At 60.0% G+C, this 20599-nt stretch carries 18 protein-coding genes and 1 tRNA gene; 11 read left to right on the plus strand and 8 right to left on the minus strand.

Annotated features, from left to right (window positions below; all coding sequences use genetic code 11):
* The first annotated feature begins 38 nt into the window (after nucleotides 1–38).
* The 10 genes from RHIBUN_RS0102125 to RHIBUN_RS0102175 all read left to right on the plus strand — a co-directional run bounded on the left by RHIBUN_RS0102125 (nucleotide 39) and on the right by RHIBUN_RS0102175 (nucleotide 8844).
* Nucleotides 39–1076 carry a LacI family DNA-binding transcriptional regulator gene (locus tag RHIBUN_RS0102125; RefSeq protein WP_025658227.1) on the plus strand — a complete coding sequence of 346 codons (1038 nt, stop codon included), beginning with the start codon at nucleotides 39–41 and terminating at the stop codon, nucleotides 1074–1076.
* A 212-nt stretch (nucleotides 1077–1288) separates the two neighbouring features.
* Nucleotides 1289–1364 (plus strand) — tRNA-Val (locus tag RHIBUN_RS0102130).
* 150 nt (nucleotides 1365–1514) lie between these two features.
* Nucleotides 1515–1802 carry a hypothetical protein gene (locus tag RHIBUN_RS0102135; protein WP_025658228.1) on the plus strand — a complete coding sequence of 96 codons (288 nt, stop codon included), beginning with the start codon at nucleotides 1515–1517 and terminating at the stop codon, nucleotides 1800–1802.
* 160 nt (nucleotides 1803–1962) lie between these two features.
* On the plus strand, nucleotides 1963–2235 hold the full coding sequence (locus RHIBUN_RS0102140; protein WP_025658229.1) for a hypothetical protein: 273 nt from the start codon (nucleotides 1963–1965) through the stop codon (nucleotides 2233–2235).
* A gap of 456 nt (nucleotides 2236–2691) precedes the next feature.
* Nucleotides 2692–3726 (plus strand): Gfo/Idh/MocA family oxidoreductase, encoded by a 1035-nt coding sequence (locus RHIBUN_RS0102150; protein ID WP_025658230.1) that lies wholly within the window; start codon nucleotides 2692–2694, stop codon nucleotides 3724–3726.
* Between the two features lie 12 nt (nucleotides 3727–3738).
* Complete coding sequence (locus tag RHIBUN_RS0102155; RefSeq protein ID WP_025658231.1) at nucleotides 3739–4641, plus strand: sugar phosphate isomerase/epimerase; 903 nt, start codon at nucleotides 3739–3741, stop codon at nucleotides 4639–4641.
* 65 nt (nucleotides 4642–4706) lie between these two features.
* Nucleotides 4707–5939: a sugar ABC transporter substrate-binding protein gene (locus RHIBUN_RS0102160; RefSeq protein ID WP_025658232.1), complete on the plus strand. Its 1233-nt coding sequence runs from the start codon at nucleotides 4707–4709 to the stop codon at nucleotides 5937–5939.
* A 111-nt stretch (nucleotides 5940–6050) separates the two neighbouring features.
* Nucleotides 6051–6953 carry a sugar ABC transporter permease gene (locus RHIBUN_RS0102165; protein WP_018856679.1) on the plus strand — a complete coding sequence of 301 codons (903 nt, stop codon included), beginning with the start codon at nucleotides 6051–6053 and terminating at the stop codon, nucleotides 6951–6953.
* Nucleotides 6950–7777, plus strand: coding sequence for a carbohydrate ABC transporter permease (locus RHIBUN_RS0102170; RefSeq protein WP_025658233.1), 828 nt, complete (start codon nucleotides 6950–6952; stop codon nucleotides 7775–7777). Before RHIBUN_RS0102165 ends, RHIBUN_RS0102170 begins: the two co-directional genes overlap by 4 nt.
* Nucleotides 7774–8844 carry an ABC transporter ATP-binding protein gene (locus RHIBUN_RS0102175; protein ID WP_025658234.1) on the plus strand — a complete coding sequence of 357 codons (1071 nt, stop codon included), beginning with the start codon at nucleotides 7774–7776 and terminating at the stop codon, nucleotides 8842–8844. Before RHIBUN_RS0102170 ends, RHIBUN_RS0102175 begins: the two co-directional genes overlap by 4 nt.
* Before the next feature lie 39 nt (nucleotides 8845–8883).
* On the opposite strand, the gene RHIBUN_RS0102180 is transcribed toward RHIBUN_RS0102175, so the two are convergent.
* The 3 genes from RHIBUN_RS0102180 to RHIBUN_RS0102190 are packed head-to-tail and all read right to left on the minus strand — an operon-like array spanning nucleotide 8884 to nucleotide 13681.
* Complete coding sequence (locus RHIBUN_RS0102180) at nucleotides 8884–9915, minus strand: aldo/keto reductase (protein WP_025658235.1); 1032 nt, start codon at nucleotides 9913–9915, stop codon at nucleotides 8884–8886.
* A 47-nt stretch (nucleotides 9916–9962) separates the two neighbouring features.
* Complete coding sequence (locus tag RHIBUN_RS0102185) at nucleotides 9963–11861, minus strand: ABC transporter ATP-binding protein (protein WP_025658236.1); 1899 nt, start codon at nucleotides 11859–11861, stop codon at nucleotides 9963–9965.
* Between the two features lie 11 nt (nucleotides 11862–11872).
* A complete protein-coding gene (locus RHIBUN_RS0102190; protein ID WP_025658237.1) occupies nucleotides 11873–13681 on the minus strand; it encodes an ABC transporter ATP-binding protein in 1809 nt (602 codons plus the stop codon).
* Nucleotides 13682–14132: 451 nt separating this feature from the next.
* On the opposite strand from RHIBUN_RS0102190, the gene RHIBUN_RS0102195 reads away from it, so the two are divergent.
* Nucleotides 14133–15539: an FAD/NAD(P)-binding protein gene (locus tag RHIBUN_RS0102195; RefSeq protein WP_025658238.1), complete on the plus strand. Its 1407-nt coding sequence runs from the start codon at nucleotides 14133–14135 to the stop codon at nucleotides 15537–15539.
* Here the strand turns inward: RHIBUN_RS0102195 and RHIBUN_RS0102200 are convergent, their stop codons facing one another.
* The 5 genes from RHIBUN_RS0102200 to cyoA are packed head-to-tail and all read right to left on the minus strand — an operon-like array spanning nucleotide 15540 to nucleotide 20590.
* Entirely contained in the window at nucleotides 15540–16295 is a 756-nt protein-coding gene (locus RHIBUN_RS0102200; RefSeq protein WP_025658239.1) for an SURF1 family protein, read from the minus strand.
* A gap of 47 nt (nucleotides 16296–16342) precedes the next feature.
* Complete coding sequence (gene cyoD / locus RHIBUN_RS0102205) at nucleotides 16343–16744, minus strand: cytochrome o ubiquinol oxidase subunit IV (RefSeq protein WP_025658240.1); 402 nt, start codon at nucleotides 16742–16744, stop codon at nucleotides 16343–16345.
* Nucleotides 16741–17361, minus strand: coding sequence for a cytochrome o ubiquinol oxidase subunit III (gene cyoC / locus RHIBUN_RS0102210; protein ID WP_018856668.1), 621 nt, complete (start codon nucleotides 17359–17361; stop codon nucleotides 16741–16743). Before cyoC ends, cyoD begins: the two co-directional genes overlap by 4 nt.
* A 4-nt stretch (nucleotides 17362–17365) precedes the next feature.
* Nucleotides 17366–19369 carry a cytochrome o ubiquinol oxidase subunit I gene (gene cyoB / locus RHIBUN_RS0102215; protein ID WP_025658241.1) on the minus strand — a complete coding sequence of 668 codons (2004 nt, stop codon included), beginning with the start codon at nucleotides 19367–19369 and terminating at the stop codon, nucleotides 17366–17368.
* Between the two features lie 45 nt (nucleotides 19370–19414).
* Nucleotides 19415–20590, minus strand: a complete 1176-nt coding sequence (gene cyoA, locus RHIBUN_RS0102220; protein ID WP_025658242.1) for a ubiquinol oxidase subunit II — start codon at nucleotides 20588–20590, stop codon at nucleotides 19415–19417.
* Nucleotides 20591–20599 lie beyond the last annotated feature (9 nt).

Genomic DNA, 20599 nt, shown 5'->3' on the forward strand with positions numbered 1-20599 from the left:
GAACTGACGCGTTCAATCCGGGAGGAAGATTGCCGCAAATGAAGGGAATTCGCCAACTCGCCAAGCATCTCGACATTTCGATCGGGACCGTTTCGCGTGCGCTGAACGACAGGCCCGACGTCAACGAGGAGACCCGCAAGCGCGTGCTCGCGGCGGCAGAGGAGCTGGGTTATGTGGCGAACCAGTCCGGCCGGAGCCTCCGACAGGGTACGACCAATGTCATCGGCCTGATGATCGAGTCCAGCAAGGAAACGGTCGAAAACAGCGACAACTTCTTCCTCGGCGTTACTGGCGGCCTGCAGAGTGTGCTGTCCCGTCACAAACTTGATCTGTTGATGTTGCCGTGCCCAAACGACGAGGATCCGCATGAATACCTCAAGCGAATGGTCGCGCGACGCATCGTCGATGCGATGATCATCTCGGCGACGCAGCGGGTCGACAAGCGCATCGATCTTCTGGTGAAGGCCAAGATCCCCTTCGTCGCGCTTGGCCGCAGCACGTCCGGCGGAAGCCACCCCTGGATCGATCTGGACTTCGAGGGCGTTGCAGCCTGCGCTGTCGATCGTCTCGTGTCGAAGGGACATCGCCGTATCGCGATCGCGGCGCCATCCAATGACATCAACCTCGGCTATATATTCGTCGATGCCTATCGCCAATCACTGGAGCGCCACGGAATAGCCTATGATCCGTCGCTGGTAATCCGCGTCAAATCGAGCGAGCAGGGCGGCTATCAGGCCGGTCATGAGATGCTACGGCTCGACAGAAAGCCGACGGCCATCATTCTGATCTACGAGTTGATGGCGATCGGTCTCTACCGGCGCATGAACGAGGCGGGCATCGTTCCTGGTCGAGATCTGGCCGTTATCGGCTTTCGTGAGGAACCTCGCGGAAAATTTCTGCAGCCATCGCTAACCTGCTTCCGCATGTCACTGCGCGATCTCGGCGTCGAGCTCGCCGAGACCTTGCTCGCGACGATGCCGGCTTACGCCGAGCATTATCCCAGGGGTGCCCGCAACACGATCTGGCCCCTTGAGCTCGTCCCGGGCGAGAGCGACGCCTTTTCGCTGGAGGCATAGTCTCCAGCGTGGTCGGAGGGCCCTGCTCATCGCTTTCCAGTGCAGGCGGTATTTGCCACCGCGCATCGGCTTGGTTGGCCCCTAGTGGTTCGAGCCCTGCAAAGCACTTCCGAAAAAATAAAAAAATCTTCACAAACGCTCTTGCGGTTTCGCCACGATCCGCATAAATCACGGCCACCGACGCGGCGGACCAAACGGGACCGATTTCGCGAGGGCGATTAGCTCAGTTGGTAGAGCGCCTCGTTTACACCGAGGATGTCGGGAGTTCGAGTCTCTCATCGCCCACCATTCCTTCTCCTTGAAATGGTTGAACGATCTGATCTTGCTGCACTTTGCGCCATCCCTCTTGGTACACAAAGGTGGTGCACATGGGTCTTGCGATGCCGTGAACGTCGAGTTCCCATCCATCCCGAGTTACTGAAAGAGGGGCTGATAAAGTTGGTTCTCGGTCTGCCCGGACCGGACAACGCCCGCATTTTTCCTCCCCGCTCACAGCCCAACATCTCTGAGTGGCTGCGCGATGAGGTCCAGATCAAGCGGCCCGAGTTGCCCCCCAATCACGGCTGGCGTCATCTATTCGAGTTCCTCTGTCTGGTGGGGGGCGTCCTCGATGCTGCCCGCAACTACATCACTGACAGATCCACAGGGAAGTCCGGCTATGGCAAGAGCCAAGCGATGCTCCCCGGCCTTGCTGCGCAGATGCGGAAGGATCCATGCTTTCTGTGATGAGGCACCAGGGACTGAAACCACCCCTCGTCCTCCACTCCGTGGGTGTATCCGCTCGATTCGAACCTCGCCATTAGGGCGACGGTAAGCCTCTTCGACGTTGCAGCTTGTCGCAGAATTAGACTTTGCCGATACTCTCCTCGGTTGCTGGAGGGTCGCAATGCAATACGTGATGGCTGCTGTTGTTGGCGCAGGTATCGGCTTCTTCGCCTTTTGTTTGCTTGCGCCGCTGCTCCAGAGGGTGCTCCTTGCTACGATACCATTGGATGGCCTGTCAGAGAGCGAGAGGCGCTTCAGAGCGGTCTTTGCGGTCATGGCAGAAGGGCAGCGGCAGTCGCTCCTCGACCACCACATGCAAAGGCTGGGGTGCAGTAGAGAGCAGGCGATGCGATACGCGGTTGAAGACAGAGAGCGCGATATCAATCGATGGTGAGCTCAGGCCGCGCTTACGAGCGCCTACCCGTTGCCAATTATTTTGCCTGCCTGACGCTCACGGCTATCGCTCTCAGGCTCCTTAACCGCCCGCTTGTCATCTGCTGACTTCTCTTCAGCGTGATGCTTGCGCTCTGCCTCTTGGTCTTGGGCCTTGCGCTGATCGTGGTTGTCGGCACTCGGCATAGCGATGTCCTCTCTGGTCGCTCGCATCGGGAACGGGCGGGCCGGACAAGCGCAGGTCCGAAGCCATTTACCCGGGCGAAATCAGTCAGGTTTTTCTCGTGCTGCGGTGCAGCACGTATTTATCTAAAGCCCTAGGTTTGCAGGTGTTTCCCGCAGCATTTCGCACTGTTTGAACCACTATTGACACCAAGAAACGTTTCCGCTTAGTATCGTAAACGTTTACGGGATGCGTTTCGGGAGGAAAACCGGAAACGATCCACCGGAGGAAATCGTGATTTTGAATGCCGTTCTATGCGGGTGCGGAGCCATGTCAAAAGGCTGGTTGCGCGCCATCAAGGAAACCCCGGCTCTTGCAGCCGCGATCGAGGTCAAGGGCCTCGTCGATGTCAATCCGGCAGCCGCTGAAGCACTTGCCGCCGAGTTCGGTCTTGAGGGCGCTGTCATCGGCAGCGATCTTGCCGACGTCATCGCCAGGACCAAGGCCGACATCGTATTCGACGTCGTCATACCGACAGCCCGTTTCAATGTCGTCTCGACGGCGCTGAAGGGAGGTTGCCATGTTCTCAGCGAAAAGCCGATGGCGACCTCGCTTGCAGAAGGAGCCGCGCTGATCGATCTCGCCGCCGAGACCGGCAAGATCCACGCCATCATCCAGAACCGCCGCTTCATCTCCGGTGTCCGCCGCATGCGCCGCTTCGTCGAGAGCGGGGCGATCGGTGACCTGACCGCCATCCATTGCGACTTCTTCCTCGGCCCGCATTTCGGCGGCTTTCGCGAGGAGATGGACAATGTGCTTCTGCTCGACATGGCAATCCATACCTTCGACGCAGCACGCTATGTCGCTGACAAGAAGCCGCTTGCCGTCTATTGCGTCGAACGCAATCCGACCGGATCCTGGTACAAGCACGGCGCATCCGCCAATGCCACCTTCGAATTTTCCGACGACGTGGTCTTCACCTATCGCGGCTCCTGGTGCGCTGAAGGTGAGCGCACGAGCTGGGAAAGCGAATGGCGTCTCGTCGGCTCGAAGGGCATGCTGACCTGGGATGGCGGCGAGGTATTCAATGCAGCTGTCGCCGGCAAGGATCCCGGCCTCCTGCACGGCTTTACGCCCGTAAACGTTCCCGAGCCCGCGCACGAAGAAGAAACGCACGGCCATGCCAGCGTCATTGCAAGCTTCGTCGAGGCGATCAAGACAGGCAAGCGGCCCGAAACCGCAAGCTCCGACAATATCAGAAGCCTCGCCATGGTCTTCGGCGCGATCGAAAGCGCCAAGACCGGCAAGCGCATCGAAATTTCAGCATAAGGAAAAGCGATTGTGAGCAACCCCGCCAAGTCCATTCGTATCGGCACCATGGTCAGCGCCTCTAAGGGCGGCGCCGACAAGCGCATCGGCCAGATTGCCGATATGGGCTTTGAAAGCTTCGAACCCTTCTTCTGGCAGACGACCAACGGCCAGGATCTGGCCGAACTCGGCAAACGCTCACGCGACGCCATCGGTGACCGTGACATCACGATCTCGACGCTTGGCATGTTCGGCAATCCGCTGGAAACGACCGACATCGACCTGCAGACGCTGCAGGGCTGGAAGGATTGCATCGACAATGCTCACCATTTCGGCGCAACCTGCGTTGCCGGCTTTACCGGTCGAATCCGCAACAAGCCGCTGACCGACAGCCTGCCGCGCTATAAGGAAATCTGGAGCGAGCTTTCAAAGCGCGCCGCCGACAAGGGCGTCAAGATCGCGTTCGAAAACTGCGCCATGGACGGCAACTGGGCGACTGGCGACTGGAACATCGCGCACAACCCGGATGCCTGGGAACTGATCTTCAACGAAACGCCGGACGATCATATCGGCCTTGAGTGGGAGCCCTGCCATCAGATGGTCTATCTGATCGAGCCGCTGCCGCAGATCCGCAAGTGGGCCAAGAAGATCTTCCACGTGCACGGCAAGGACGCGACGATCCGCTGGGACGTCATCAAGGAACATGGCATTTTCGGCAAGGAGAAATTCGTCTTCATGCGTACGCCGGGCTTCGGCGACAGCAACTGGACGGACATCATTTCCGAATTGCGGCTTGCCGGCTGGTCCGGTTCGATCGATATCGAAGGCTGGCACGACCCGGTTTATCGCGACGCGCTGGAAATGACCGGTCAGGTCTATGCGCTGAACCATCTCAAGCATGCCCGGGGCGCCGATTTCGTCGTCGATCCGGTTTGATGACATCGCGGCCGGCGAGGAGGAATCGCCGGCTTCCGACAGGATAACCACAAAGGAGGAGAACTATGGGTATCCGCAAGTTTGCAATGATCGGCGCCTTGGCGCTCGCAGGCGTTTCTCTCTTCGGCCTGGCCGCCAAGGCCGAAGACGTCACCTTGACCCTCTGGTCGCTGGACAAGGACATCCAGCCGGCGCCGAACCTCGTCAAGGAATTCAACGCCCAGAACAATGGCATCAAGATCGAATATCGTCTGATCCAGTTCGATGATGTCGTCACCGAGGCCATGCGCGCCTATGCCACCGGCCAGGCCCCTGACATCATCGCCGTCGACAACCCCGAGCACGCGATGTTCTCTTCGCGCGGGGCCTTCCTCGACATTACCGACATGATCAAGGGATCCTCGGTCATCAAGCCGGATAACTACTTCCCAGGTCCGCTGAAGTCGGTCGAATGGGACGGCAAGTACTACGGCGTGCCGAAGGCGACCAACACGATCGCGCTCTACTACAACAAGGACATGTTCAAGGCGAAGGGCCTCGACCCGAACAAGCCGCCGCAGACCTGGGACGAGCTTGTCGAGGATGCCCGCAAGCTGACCGACCCCGCAAAGAACGTCTATGGTCTCGCCTTCTCGGCCAAGGCAAACGAGGAAGGCACCTTCCAGTTCCTTCCCTGGGCCCAGATGGCGGGCGGCGGCTATCAGAACATCAATGCCGAAGGCGCGGTCAAGGCCCTTGAAACCTGGAAGACGATCATGGACGAGAAGCTTGCTTCTCCGGACACCTTGACGCGCGGCCAGTGGGATTCGACCGGCACCTTCAACTCCGGCAATGCCGCGATGGCGATCTCCGGTCCTTGGGAACTCGACCGCATGACCAAGGAGGCGAAGTTCGACTGGGGCGTTGCCCTGCTTCCGGTTCCGAAGGAAGGCGCTGAGCGTTCCTCGGCAATGGGCGACTTCAACTGGGCTATTTTCTCCAGCACGAAGCATCCGGCCGAAGCCTTCAAGGCACTGGAGTTCTTTGCCTCGAAGGACGACAAGATGTTCAAGAACTACGGCCAGCTTCCGGCCCGTTCCGACATCACCATCCCGGAAACCGGCGAGAAGCTCAAGGATGAGGCGCTGAAGGTCTTCATCGAACAGCTGAAATACGCCAAGCCTCGCGGCCCGAATCCGCAATGGCCGAAGATCTCCAAGGCGATCCAGGACGCAATCCAGGCTGCCCTGACCGGCCAGATGAGCCCGAAGGACGCGCTCGATCAGGCTGCCGACAAGATCAAGGCTGTGCTCGGCTAATCCACTCTGCATAACCGGATGGCTTTCGGGCCATCCCTACCATTTCCTCCCGGCAGGGGCTGTCTTGCAGCGCAAGCTTCAGGCAGCCCCGTTCGGAGTATCGGAGGATCGATGAAACGGATTCTTTCAAGCGTCAGAGACGGCCGCGGCTTCGACATCACCCTGGTCGCCTTTCCGCTGGCCTTCCTGTTCCTGATGGCGGGACTGCCGCTCATCTACAATGTGGTGATGAGCTTCCAGGAGGTTGACATGTTCAGCCTCGGAACCTTCTCGCGCCCCTTCGTCGGCTTCAAGAACTATACCGATCTCTTTGCCCAGCCGGAAACCTGGCCGATCCTCGGCAATACGGTGATCTTCGTCGTCGGCTCGATCGCAGGTCAGTTTCTGATCGGATTTGGCCTGGCGCTGTTCTTCTGGGTCAATTTCCCCGGCGCCTCATGGCTGCGCGGCCTGTTTCTCGTCTCCTGGGTCATGCCCGGCCTTGTCGTCGGAGCGATCTGGAACTGGATTCTCTCGGGCGATTTCGGCGTCCTCAACTTCATCCTGAAGGAGAGCGGCATCATTAGTAGCAACATCTTCTGGCGCTCCGATCCGCATTTTTCGCTCTATGCGGTCATCATCGCCAATGTCTGGCTGGGGACTGCCTTCAACATGATCCTGCTGTCGGTCGGCCTGTCCGGCATCCCCGGTGACCTCTATGAAGCCGCCGAACTCGACGGTGCCAATGCCTGGCAACGCTTCTGGACGATCACACTGCCGATGATGCGTTCCACGATCGGCGCCATCATCGCACTTGGGCTGATCTTCACGCTGCAGCAGTTCGATCTCTTTGCCGCCATCACCTCGGGCGGCCCGAACAACTCGTCCAACGTCACGCAGTACTGGGCCTGGGACCTGTCCTTCCGCCAGTATGATTTCGCCAAGGGCGCGACCATCTCCGTCATCATGATCATCTTCGTCATGTTCGCCTCGGTCGTCTATGTCCGCTCCACACGTCATGAGGTGCGCGGATGAGCGATACGACACGCAACCGCCTTATGCTCGTGATCGCCATCCTCATGGCAGCGATCTATCTGTTCCCGCTCTACTGGATGTACATCACGGCCCTCAAGGGCGGGTCCGAGATGTTCGCAACGCCCCCGAGCTTCTGGCCGGGCGACCCGCAATGGGGAACCTTCGGCTATGTCTGGGAAAGCCGCGGCATGGGCCGGTATCTCTGGAACTCGCTGGTCATCGCCGTCGGCGCCGTTACCCTGATCACCGTTCTTGGCGTCGGCTGCGCCTATGTTCTGGCGCGCTACCGCAACGTCTGGGTCGATATCGGTCTGTTCATGATCCTGATGCTGCAGGTCCTGCCGGCATCGTTGATGGTGACCCCGATCTTCGTCGGCTTCTCGCAACTGGGCATGCTCGACTATCCGCGCCTTGCCGTCATCTTCGCGATCGCCGCCAAGAGCATGCCCTTCTTCGTCGTCCTGGTGCGCGCCACCTTCATGGCGGTGCCGATGGAACTCGAGGAGGCCGCGCTGGTCGATGGCAACAGCCGCGTCGGTGCCTTCTTCAGCATCGTGCTGCCGCTTGCCCGCAATGGCATCCTCGTGAGCGCGATCCTCATCTTCATGCAGGCATTCGGTGAGTTCGTCTACTCGAAGTCGATGATCCAGGCTGCCGAGCTTCAGCCGGCGAGTGTCGGTCTCAACTCCTTCATGGGACCGAACACCAACGAGTGGAACAACATCATGGCCTACGCCACGATGTATGTGACGCCGATCCTCGCCATCTTCGTTCTCTTGCAGCGCCGCATCGTATCCGGCCTCACCTCTGGAGCCCTTAAATGACCAATCAGATCGAGCTCAGCGGCGTCAACAAGCACTACGGCGCGTTTCATGCCCTGAAGAACATCAACCTGTCGATCGCAAAGGGTACCTTCGTTGCACTCGTCGGTCCGTCCGGCTGTGGCAAGTCCACACTGCTTCGTTCGCTCGCAGGCCTTGAGAGTATCTCTGAGGGTGAGTTGAAGATCGCCGGCGAGTTGATGAACAACGTGCCGCCGCGCAAGCGCGATGTCGCCATGGTCTTCCAGTCCTACGCGCTCTATCCGCACATGACCGTCGAGGAGAACCTGACCTACAGCCTGCGCATTCGCGGCGTCGCCAAGGCGCAAGCCAAAAAGGCGGCGGAGGAGGTCGCTGCTACAACTGGCTTGTCGCATCTGTTGAAGCGTTACCCGCGCGAGCTTTCCGGCGGCCAGCGCCAACGCGTTGCAATGAGCCGCGCCATCATCCGCCATCCGAAAGCATTCCTGTTCGATGAGCCCCTCTCCAACCTCGATGCCGCACTGCGTGTTCACATGCGCAAGGAAATCCGGGCGTTGCACGACCGTCTGCATGCCACCTCGGTCTATGTCACCCACGACCAGATCGAAGCCATGACAATGGCCGACCATGTGGTCGTCATGCGCGAAGGCGTGATCGAGCAGCAAGGCAAGCCTCTCGATCTCTACGACAAGCCCGCCAACAAGTTCGTTGCAGGTTTCATCGGCTCACCGGCCATGAACTTCATCCCTGCGGTAGCAGGCGAAAACGGCAGGAGCCTGACCATCGATCTCGGCAGCGTGAAGCACAAGATCGCGATCGACCATCAGATCCAGCCGGGTCGCAAGGTGACTGCCGGCATTCGTCCCGAGCACATCGGCGTAACCGCACCGGGGCAGGGCACCTTCGATGTGCCTGTCGCCGTGGTGGAATCCACCGGCTCATCCACCTTCGTCACGGCGGCGACAATCCCCGAGCTGACGATCGTCGAGACGGGCCGGGGAACAGCACGCGCAGGCGAAACGGTCGGCGTGACCGTCGATCCGTCGCAACTGCACCTCTTCGACGACGCGAGCGGCGTGCGCCTCTGAAGAACAAGGCGGCCGGAAAATTCCGGCCGCCCACCAATCCTACCGCCCGCCTTCGATCTTGCGATGGCGCTGGTTTGTGCCGCCAGCCCCATAGGGATAGTCGGCCACATGCGGCTGGCTGACATCGCTAAGCTTCGTCATTTCCTCTTCGGAAAGCAGAAGCTTTGCAGCAGCGAGATTGTCTGCGAGCTGCTCGCTCGTACGGGCTCCGAGAATGACGGATGTTACCGCTGGTCGCGCTGCCGTCCAGGCAAGGGCGACCTGTGCCATGCTGACACCACGGGCCTTGGCGATCGCCTCTACCGTCTCGATGATCGCCCATGTCCTCTCCTGCGCATTCCGCTGGGCGTAGGATTCCATGCCGCGGCTCGGGTTCTCCCCCAAGCGGGTAGCGCCCGTCGGCGTCTGGTCGCGCCGGTACTTGCCCGTCAACCAGCCGCCGCCGAGCGGTGACCACGGCAGTAGACCCATGCCGGCATCCTGGCATGCCGCGACGATTTCCAGTTCGATGTCGCGCACCAGCAGATTATACTGCGGTTGCAGCGTTACCGGACGAGTGTAGCCGCGTGCCTTGGCGATTTCGGTTGCCTTGGCGATCTGCCATCCGACATAGTTGGAGAAGCCGTAATAGCCGATCTTTCCGGCAGAGACAGCGTCGTCGAGGAAGCGCAGCGTTTCCTCGATCGGGGTCAGTGCGTCCCATGCATGCATCTGATAGAGATCGATATGCTCGACGCCGAGGCGCAAAAGAGAGGCGTCAAGCGCCTGGTTCAGGTGGCGGCGCGAAAGGCCGATGTCGTTCGGACCTGACCCCATCGGAAACCGTCCCTTGGTCGCGATCACGGCTTGCTTTGCCTCGCTCGGGCGCGCCTTCAGCCATCGCCCGATGATCTCTTCCGACTTGCCGGCACTGTAGACGTCGGCTGTGTCGATGAAGTTTCCGCCCCAGGCGAAGTAATCGTCGAGCAGTTTGTGCGAGGAAGCTTCGTCGGCCTCCGCACCGAACGTCATGGTGCCGAGGCAGTAGGCGGTTACAATTGCTCCGCTATGGCCAAGCTTGCGGTAATCCATGGAAGATTCTCCTCTTCGAATAGTGACGTTGCTTGGAAGGCTTGATTTTAAGTCGCTGAACCGTTCGCCGTCGTCTCTTCGAGCACGGCATCCGGAATATCGTCAAAGGACGCGTAGTTCAGGTTATAGAGCCGCGAATAGAGCTTGCGGTTTTTCATCAGCTGCTGGTGGTTACCGCTTTCGATCAGCTCGCCATTCTGCAGGACGATGATGCGGTCCGCCTCTCTGATGGTGGCGAGGCGGTGTGCGATGACCAGCCCTGTTCGGTTTTCGAGCAGCTTGACGAGCGCCTTCTGGATCAGCATCTCGGTATAGCTGTCGATATTGGCGGTTGCTTCGTCCAGCACCAGGATTTTAGCATCGGCAACCAGCGCACGGGCAAAGCTCAAAAGCTGGCGCTGGCCGAGCGAGAGATTGCCGCCGCGCTCGCCGAGCATGCTGTCGTAGCCCTGCGGCAGGCGCATGATGAAGTCATGAGCGCCGACCGCCTTGGCCGCCTCGATGACTTGTTCGCGTGTCGCTTCCACCTTGTGATAGCGAATGTTCTCGAACACCGTGCCCGTAAACAGGAACGGCTCCTGGAGAACCATAGCGATCTGGTTGCCGAGCGAATCCTGTGTCAGGTCGCGCACATCATGCCCGCCGACCAGGACTTGTCCCTGCTGAACATCGTAGAAGCGATGGATCAGCGACATGCAGCTCGACTTGCCGGAACCGGTTGGCCCGACAAGCGCAACGGTTTCGCCTGGGTTCACCTTGAAGCTTACATGCTTCAGGACCGGGTGCTTGGGATGATAGCCGAAAACCACATCGCGAAACTCGACGGAGCCATCCATATCGGCGGAAAGCTCCTTTGCGTCAGGCGCATCCCTGATTTCGACGGGAACATCAAGAACCTCGGTCAGTCGTTGTCCGGAGGCCATGGCGCGCTGCATCACCGAATATTGCAGCGTCAACGAGCGAATCGGATCGAAAAAGCGCTGGATGTAAAACAGGAAAGCGACGAGCACGCCGACATCGAGCGCCTGATTGAGAACGCGTGCACCGCCAACGACAATGACAAGCGCCATGGCAACGCCGGTCAGGGAATCCACGATCGGCACCATCACCTGGGCATAGCGCGCTGCCGTCAGGTGTGCCTTCAGGTTTGCCCTGGCCTTGTCGTCATAGAGCGTGAAATTGACGCCCTGGCGATCCATGCTCTGGACGGCGCGCACGCCGTGGATGGCCTCGGCCAGCGCCCCTGCGGCAACGGAATTGGTCTCATGTGCTGCCATGAAGGACTTGCGCGCCAGCGGCAGCCAGAAGAGGCGAACGACAAACAGGATCGGCAGGACCGAGAGCGTCAGAAGACCGAGCTTGAAGTCGAGATAGAGCATGACGAAGACGATGCCGAACAGAAGCGTGATATCGCCGACAGACAGGACCGACGTTTCCAGGAACTCCTGCATCGAATTGACGTCGCCCTGCAGGCGCGACATGAGACGGCCGACCTCGGTCTTGTCCATGAAGGAGAGCGAAACCCGCTGGAGATGCGAAAACATCGCCTTGCGGATGTCGAAGAGCACCTCTTCCGCGACGTTGCCCACCAGCGTCTCTTGCCAGTAACTGGCGCAGTAGTTGATGAGGATCGCGGCGAGAAAGGCGATCATCGCGAAGGTCAGCGCCTGATGACTTCCACCCGGCTGCATGCCGTGATCGATCGCGTAGCGGATGATCAGCGGGATCAGCAGCTGCATGGCCGTGAACGTCAGGACGGCAGCGACCGATAGCAGAACCTGCCTGCGGTATGGGTGCACGAACGCCCAGATGCGCTTGATGATGTTGCCGTCGAAGGCCTTGCCGAACATCTCCTCTTCAATGCGATGCGAGCCAACGACGGCGCGCGGCGGTCGGCGCCCATCCTCGCGAACGTCGGAGCGTTCGGTTTCCAGTTCCTCGGCCATTTCATTCCTCCCTAGGCGCTAAGCGCCTCATCGCCCGGCCGTACCTGCAGATCGTAGAGCGCCTTGTAGCGCCCGCCCGCGGCCAGCAACTCCTCGTGCGTGCCGCGTTCGACGATTTCCCCGTTCTCGAAGAACAGGATCTGGTCGGCATGCATCAGCGAGCTCAGGCGATGCGCAACAATGATGGTCACGCGATCAGCCGCGTACTTGCGCATCGCGGAGCGAATGCGCTGTTCGGTGGCCGCATCGATGGCCGCCGTTGAATCATCGAAGACCATGACGGCGGGTTTCAACATCAGGGCACGGGCGATCGACAGGCGCTGGCGCTGTCCTCCCGAGAGCGACACACCGCGTTCTCCAACGACCGTGCCGTAGCCGGTCGGCAGGCCGAGCACGTAGTTGTGCAGCTGGGCACTTTCACTCGCGCGCTCGATGCGGCTTTCCTTTGCCCAGGGGTCGCCATAGGCGATGTTGTTTTCAATCGAGGTTGTGAACAGGAAGGAGTCCTGCTGGACAACGGCGACCGCACGACGAAGCGACTGCAGCGTCGCCTTGCGGATATCCTGTCCATCAATGGTGATCTTGCCCGTGGTGACGTCGTAGAAGCGCGGGATCAGATGCGCAAGCGTCGACTTCCCGCTGCCGGGCGGCCCGACGATGCCGATCGTCTCGCCGCGCTTTGCCTCGAAGGAGACGTTGTTCAGGACCTCGTGCATCGGTGAGCTCGGATAGGCGAAGCTTACATTCTCGAAGCGAAGCGTCCCATCGGTCAGCGCCAGATCCCTGGCGTCAGGGGCATCCCGCACGGCAATTTCGAGGTCGAGCAGGTTGAACAGCCGGGTGCCGCAGGTGGAGGCGCGGGCGAAAGCGTTGACCATCAGGCCGAGCTGGCGGACAGGCATCTGCAGGATCGTCATGAAGGTCAGGAACGACGTAAGCGTACCGACCGTCATCTCGCCAGCCATCACCTTGCCGCCGCCAACCCAGAGGACGAGGCCCATGGCAGCGAAGAAGGAGAAGGTCATGGCGCTGGTATTGATGACACGGATGCCGACGCGTTGGTGGGCGAGCGCCAAGGCGTTCTTGGAAGCGCCCTCGAACTTCATCATCTCGTGCGCCTGCGCGGCAAAGGCCCTGACCACGCGGATGCCGCCGAGATTTTCCTCCATGATCCGGGTCAGCACCGACAGCCGCTCCTGCAGGTCGAGCCACGTCGCGCGCAACCGCAACTGCGTGACCGAGGAACGCCAGGCAACGAAGGGCACGAAGCTCAAGGCAAGCAAGCCGAGGACGACATCGGTGGAAAGCAGCATGTAGGCGCCGATACCGATCAGCGTGGTCAACAGCACCATACGCACCAGCGCTGTCGAGAAATACATGCGCACGCCTTCGAGGTCGAGCAGACCGACGGTGATCAGATCGCCAGAGTGGACGCTGTCATGAAAACTGAAGGAAAGGCGCTGGATTTTCTCGTAACAGGCAAGACGCAGTTCGTAGCCCATGTGGTGGCCGACGCTCTCGCTGTAGTAGTTCTGGATCATCGTGAAGATGCCACGCAGAACGCTGGCGCCGAGCAGCATCAGCGCCGTGGTCAGCAGCGCATCCTGTGCGATCTGTCCCGCCTGGCCGCCTTCCATCGCAACCTGCGTGTGGTCGACCGCCCGACCGAGCAGACGCGGGATCATCAGCTGGAAGGTCGAGGCGACAAGGGTTGCGCCGATGGCGAAACCGGATTGCCAGGGATGGCGGAACGCCATGACGGTGATGCGGACGAGCGTAAAGAGGCCCTTGCCCCAGCCTGCCGCGGTCGCCTTCGCCATCGAAGCGGATGGCTTCGTCGTGCGTGTTAAAGCATTGCTGCTCACGGTCATATTCCAAAACAGAGGTGTGGTCGGACGCTGGTCCGGAAAGACGTCGAATCCATGAAGGGATTGATTAGCGCCCTTACTTTTGCCGATTCCTTTCGGCCCTTCAAGTCAAGAATTCACCAACTGGTTATTTTATCGTGAGTGCAACAGGGACAAGGACGCACCATTTTGACCGCCCATGGCGTCTTGAAATGTCAAAACGGTTTCAGACACTTATCCGCTCCAGATGCTGGCACTCGGAACAAAGGCTTGCCTAAATCATCTTTTGGCGCTTTGATACACGACCAGTTTGATAGACTATAGGGCGGTTCAAAACCGCGTGAACCAGCGCAACGCGCGAGCGTTTTTTCCCGCGTTGAAACCAATCGAGACACGATGCGCAGACGGTCGCAAGGGAGTTGAGATGACGGTTCAAGGCCTGTTTTCTTCGAAGTCAGCGGCGGCAGCAAAGATCTCCGCCATGCCGCGTTTTGCCATTGTCGGCCGCGGCTTTTCCGGAATGATGATGGCGATCGCGCTGATGAAGACAGTGCGCCTGCCTTTTCATCTGCAACTCTTCGACCCCAACTCTTCGGTGAGCGGAGGACAGGCACTCTCGTCGGCGCGGACCTCGACGATCCTGAATACGCGTGTTCGCGATCTTTCCGTCTCCGTGGGCGATACGGATGATTTCAACGACTGGCTTTGTAGCAACGCGGAATTCCGCGCCGCCGTACCTGCGGCGATCCCGGGATTTCGCCAGATCTTCGTGCCGAAAGACATTTTCAGCGACTACGTCTACCAGCGCTTCTCTGAAGCCTTGTCCACCCGCAAAGACATTACGGTTCAGGTGTGCCATGAACCGGTTGTGGCGATCCGCAAGAGCCACGGCAACCGTTTCCTCCTCGAAAGCGCCAATCCAGCCAATCCCCTGTTCGACACCGTCATACTGGCCACTGGCTATGGCCTGCCGGAAACCGAGGAGACTGAGCAGGAGCCGTCGCAGGTGAGAGCCCAGCGCCTGGTCGCGCGCCCACACACGGTCCTTCTCGGCAGCGGCATCAGGGTTGTCGATCAGCTCCTGCAATTGCGCGACGCCGGCTACGCGGGGCAGGTTACCATCCTTTCCCGACATGGCTTCCTGCCGCAGAGCCATACGCCGAACTCCGCCGACCCGGTTTTTCCGGCCGACGCGCTGCCAACAAACCTCCCTGACATCCTGCGTTTCATCCGCACGGCCTGCCGCGAGGCAGAGCACGAAGGCAGAAGCTGGCAATCAGTCATGAACGGGTTGCGCAAACACGCCCGCTCTCTGTGGCGCGCGCTGCCAGCCCATCAGAAGCATCAGTTCAACCGGCACTTGCGGGCGATCTATGACAGCCACCGCAACCGATTGCCGGAGGCCATCTACGCCCGTCTCCAAAGCGAGCTCGTCAGTGGCAATACCGTACTGCGCCGTGGCATCGTGGGTCGGCAGGGCCTGAGCGGTCTCTTCTTCCGGCCCGCCGGCTCCCACACCGACGAGATCGTTCATGCCGAGCGTATCCTGGATTGTCGCTGCCGCGCGCCGCAACTGACCTCGCCATTGCTGGCAAGCCTTGTGAGCGGAGGTTTGGCCCTGGCAGACGAATTGTCGCTCGGGCTTGCCGTCAATCAGCGGGGCCAGCCCTGCCTTGAGGATGGATCAACGGTCGATGGACTGTTTGCCGTCGGGCCCCTCGGCCTCGGCAGTCTGCCTGACATCGACCTCGTACCCGAGATCGTCAGCCAGGCCTATGCGGTCGGCGAACATATGGCTGAGCGCTTCTATCCCCGGAGCAGGGCCGTCTGATCAGGATCGACGCGCGCGCAACTCGCCGCGGACGACGAAAGCGAGCAGTCCGATGGCCATGACCGCAAGCGCAAACCAGGTGATCGCGTAAACCAGATGGTTGTTGGGGAAGGCGATCTGCGTCAGCCCACCGACCGGCAGGCCGCCTGGGTTTGGCGTCGCATCAGTATCGATAAAGTAGGGGGCGGGATCTGCCACGCCGCGACGATCGGCGATCGCGGCGACATCGCGTGAATACCAGCGATCATTGGCCGGATCATTGGACTTGACCAGCGTGCCTCCAGGCTCGGTAATCCGCAGCAGTCCGGCGATTTTCACCGGGGTTGCAATCTGCCCTTCGCTGCGTGTTGCCGGATCGCGCCTTTCCGTCGGGACGAAACCGCGGTTGATCAGGATCGAGGTGCTGTCGGCCAGCTTGAGCGGGGTGATCACCCAATAGCCGGGCCCGAGCGACGTCGACGCGTAGATCAGCGTTTCCCTGTCGTTTTGCAGGATCCCTTCGGCTGTCACATGGCGATATTCGTCATTGGCGCGGCTGACCTGTCCCCACTGTGCGCGCACTGGCGCGGGAACCGGCTCCGCATCGACGCGCTGATCGACGCGGGCAATCAGATCCTCTTTCCAGGAAAGCCGCTCGACCTGCCAGACACCAAGCGCAAGCAGTGCTGCAATCAGCACCAGCATGAGACCGCAGAATATCGCAAGCCCAGCGGCAGTATGCTGTCTTTGTGCTTTCTCGGAGGGGATGTCGGCCATTGCCAGAAAACCTTGGCGGGCGGCGTCACCGCCGCCCGCTCCTGCCTTTAGGGCATATTCTTCATCATTTCCGGGCTCATCGGCATCATGTTCGTATTCAGATGATGCATGACCCAGAGCGAGCCGGCCAGCGCGATGGCGACGAGCAGAAGCGTGAAGATCAACGCCATCATCGTCCAGCCGCCTTCCGAGCGCGGGTTCATATGAAGGAAGAAAATCATATGAACGACGATCTGGACGGCCGCGAGCCCCATGACCCATGCGGCCGTTACCGATGGATTTTCGAAGACGCCGGCCATGACCAGCCAGAACGGGATCGCTGTCAGGATAACCGACAGCACGAAGCCGATCATATAGCTCTTGAAGGTGCCGTGGGCGGCCACATGACCATGGCTGTGACCATGATGGGCTTCGTGGGCGTCCTCGGTTACTGGTGCGTTAGAGGTCATCCGAGGACTCCCATAAGATAGACGAAGGAGAAGACGCCGATCCAGACGACGTCAAGGAAGTGCCAGAACATCGACAGGCACATCAGGCGGCGGCGGTTTTCCGGGATCAGGCCACGGATCGACACCTGCACCATCAGGGTGATCAGCCAGACGATACCAAAGGTGACGTGCAGACCATGCGTGCCGACCAGCGTGAAGAAGCCGGACAGGAAGGCACTGCGGGTTGGACCTGCGCCCTCGTGGATCAGGTGCGAGAACTCGTAGAGTTCAATCCCAAGGAAGGCCAGGCCGAAGAGGCCGGTAATGGCCAGCCAGAAGAGTGTGGCGCCCTTCTCCTGCCGCTCCATCTGCAGCATCGCAAAGCCGTAGGTGATGGAGGACAGAAGCAGCATCGAGGTGTTGATCGCCACCAGCGGCAGATCAAAGAGATCGGCCGGCGAAGGACCGGCCGCAAAGTTGCGGCCGAGGACGGCGAAGGTTGCAAACAGCACCGCGAAGATGAGGCAGTCGCTCATCAGGTAGAGCCAGAAGCCCAGCATTGTGCTGCCTTCCGGATGGTGCTCCTCGGTGAGGTAGAATTCAGGCTTGTCTGCCTTGTCGATCACAGCATCGCTCATGGTCTTACACCTGCTCGGCAAGCAGCGCGGTACGCTTGCGTTCCGTTTCCGTGACTTCTTCGGCGGGGATATAGAAGTCGCGATTGTAGTTGAAGGTATGGCCGATCGCGACGGCGATCATGGCGACGAACGAAAGCACGACCAGCCACCACATGTACCAGATGAGGGCAAATGCCAGCACGACGCTGATCGCGCCGAGGATGACACCGGTTCCGGTGTTCTTCGGCATGTGGATCGGCTTGAAGCCTTCCAGCGGACGGGCATAGCCGCGCGCCTTCATGTCGTACCAGGAATCATGGTCGTGGACGACGGGCGTGAAGGCGAAGTTGTAGTCCGGCGGCGGCGACGAGGTCGACCATTCCAGCGTGCGGCCATCCCAGGGATCACCGGTCGTATCCCGCAACTCCTCGCGCTTGAAGAAGCTGACGACGAGCTGGATGATGAAGCTGGCGATGCCGATCGCGATCAGGACGGCGCCGAAGGCGGCAAGGATGAACCAGATCTGCAGCGACGGATCTTCGAACTGCGACACGCGGCGCGTGACGCCCATCAGGCCGAGCACGTAGAGCGGCATGAAGGCGAAGTAGAAGCCGATCAGCCAGAACCAGAAGGACATCTTGCCCCAGAACGGATCGAGCTTGTAGCCGAACGCCTTCGGGAACCAATAGGTGACGCCAGCCATCAGGCCGAACACCACGCCGCCGATGATGACGTTGTGGAAGTGGGCGATCAGGAAGAGCGAATTGTGCAGCACGAAGTCGGCGGGCGGAACGGCGAGCAGAACGCCGGTCATGCCGCCGATGACGAAGGTCACCATGAAGCCGAGCGTCCACAGCATCGGCACTTCGTAGCGAATGCGTCCCCTGTACATCGTGAACAGCCAGTTGAACATCTTCGCCCCTGTCGGGATCGAGATGATCATCGTGGTGATGCCGAAGAAGGAGTTGACGCTGGCACCCGAACCCATCGTGAAGAAGTGGTGCAGCCAGACGAGGTAGGACAGGATCATGATCACGCAGGTGGCGTAGACCATCGAGGCGTAGCCGAAGAGACGCTTGCCGCAGAAGGTGGCAACGACTTCCGAGAAGATGCCGAATGCCGGCAGCACGAGGATGTAGACCTCCGGGTGGCCCCAGATCCAGATGAGGTTCACATACATCATCGGATTGCCGCCGAGATCATTCGTGAAGAAGTTCGTGCCGGCGTAACGGTCGAGCGACAGCAGCGCCAGCGTCGCCGTCAGGATCGGGAAGGTCGCGACGATCAGGATGTTGGTGCAGAGCGCGGTCCAGGTGAAGACCGGCATCTTCATGAAGCTCATGCCGGGTGCGCGCATCTTCACGATCGTCGCGATCAGGTTGATGCCCGATAGCGTCGTGCCGACACCGGCCACCTGCAGACCCCAGATGTAATAGTCGACACCGACGCCCGGGCTATAGGCGGCTCCCGACAGCGGCGGATAGGCAAGCCAGCCGGTCTGGGCGAATTCGCCGACGAAGAGCGAGATCATGATGATGATCGCACCGGCGGTCGTCATCCAGAACGAGAAATTGTTCAGGAACGGGAAGGAAACGTCGCGGGCGCCGATCTGCAACGGCACGACGAGGTTCATCAGGCCCGTGACGAACGGCATGGCCATGAAGAAGATCATGATGACGCCATGGGCCGTGAAGACCTGGTCGTAGTGATGCGGCGGCAGGTAGCCGGCGGATCCGTTGAACGCGATTGCCTGTTGCAGACGCATCATGATCGCGTCGGAAAAGCCGCGCAGCAGCATGATGAGCGCCAGGATGACGTACATGATGCCGATCTTCTTGTGATCGACGCTCGTCAGCCAGTCGCGCCAGAGATAACCCCAAAGCTTGAAATAGGTAACAACACCCAGAAGCGCGATGCCGCCAAGTGCGACTGCCGCAAAGGTCACGACCAGGATCGGCTCGTGATAGGGGATCGATTCTAGGGTCAACCGACCGAAGATGAACTTCAGGAGGTCAGGATTGGAAAACATGGATGAACCCGTTCATTGATGTCGTATCGACGCAAAGCGCCAGGTCTAATTGCTGTTTGATTGCGCAGGCGCCGGGTCGCTGCCGGTGCCGTGGTCCATGCCGGGCATTGTGTGCCCGTCATGCTGCATTCCTGGCATCGTCTGCGTGTCGCCAGACTGGCCGGCGCCGTTTTGAGCGTCTGCCGGCTTGATTTCGCTGGCATCGGGGCTTTGGCCCGCAGGCGTCTCGTGACCACCACCGGCCTGATCGGAGTGGCGGTTGTCGTAGAGCAGCTTCTCGCGATTTTCGGCGCTTTCCTTGCCGCCGCCACCCATCCGGTCGATGTGCATCATTTCGTTCATGCACATCTGACCGGGGGCCGCGCACATGTTGAGGATCGCGTTGAAGAGATCCTTGTCGACGATCGAGAAGTAACGCACCGGTTCCCTCTCACTCGGCCGTTCGAGCTTGAGATAGGTATCCCTGTTGAGCGCAGTTCCCTTTTCCCTGACCTGCGCAACCCATTGGTCGAAGCCCTGCTGGTTTACGCCATGGAACTTGAAGCGCATGTGGGAAAAACCCGCGCCGCTATAGTTGGCCGAAAAGCCGTCGAAGATGCCCTCCTGGTTGATGACGGCATGAAGCCTGGTCTCCATGCCGGGCATTGCATAGATCTGGCCCGCAAGCGCAGGCACGTAGAAGGAATTCATGACCGACGAGGAGGTGATCCTGAAGCTGATCGGAACATCGACTGGCGCTGCCATTTCATTGACGGTCGCAATCCCGAGTTCGGGATAGAAGAACAGCCATTTCCAGTCGAGTGCGACGACTTCGACGGTCAGCGGCTTGGTATTGGCCGGGATGGCGCGCTCGGCGTCAATCCGATCGAGCGGACGAAATGGGTCGAGCTTGTGCGTGCTGATCCAGGTGATGGCCCCGAGCGCGATGATGATGGCCAGCGGTGCTGACCAGATGACCACTTCGAGACGAGTGGAATGGTGCCATTCCGGATCATAGGTGGCAGCCGTATTGGAACGGCGATAACGCCAGGCAAACAGCAGCGTCAGGAAGATCACCGGAACGATGATCAGCAGCATCAAAACCGTCGACACGATAATCAGGTCGCGTTGCTGCATGGCGATATCGCCCGAAGGCGACATGACCACCAAATTGCATCCCGCCAGCGTCAGAAGCAGGGGCAGAATGAGGAGATGGCGGGAAAACTTTGGCAGTTTTTGCACGTCTCTATG

The organism is Rhizobium sp. IBUN, assembly GCF_000510625.1.
Taxonomy (GTDB): domain Bacteria; phylum Pseudomonadota; class Alphaproteobacteria; order Rhizobiales; family Rhizobiaceae; genus Rhizobium; species Rhizobium altiplani.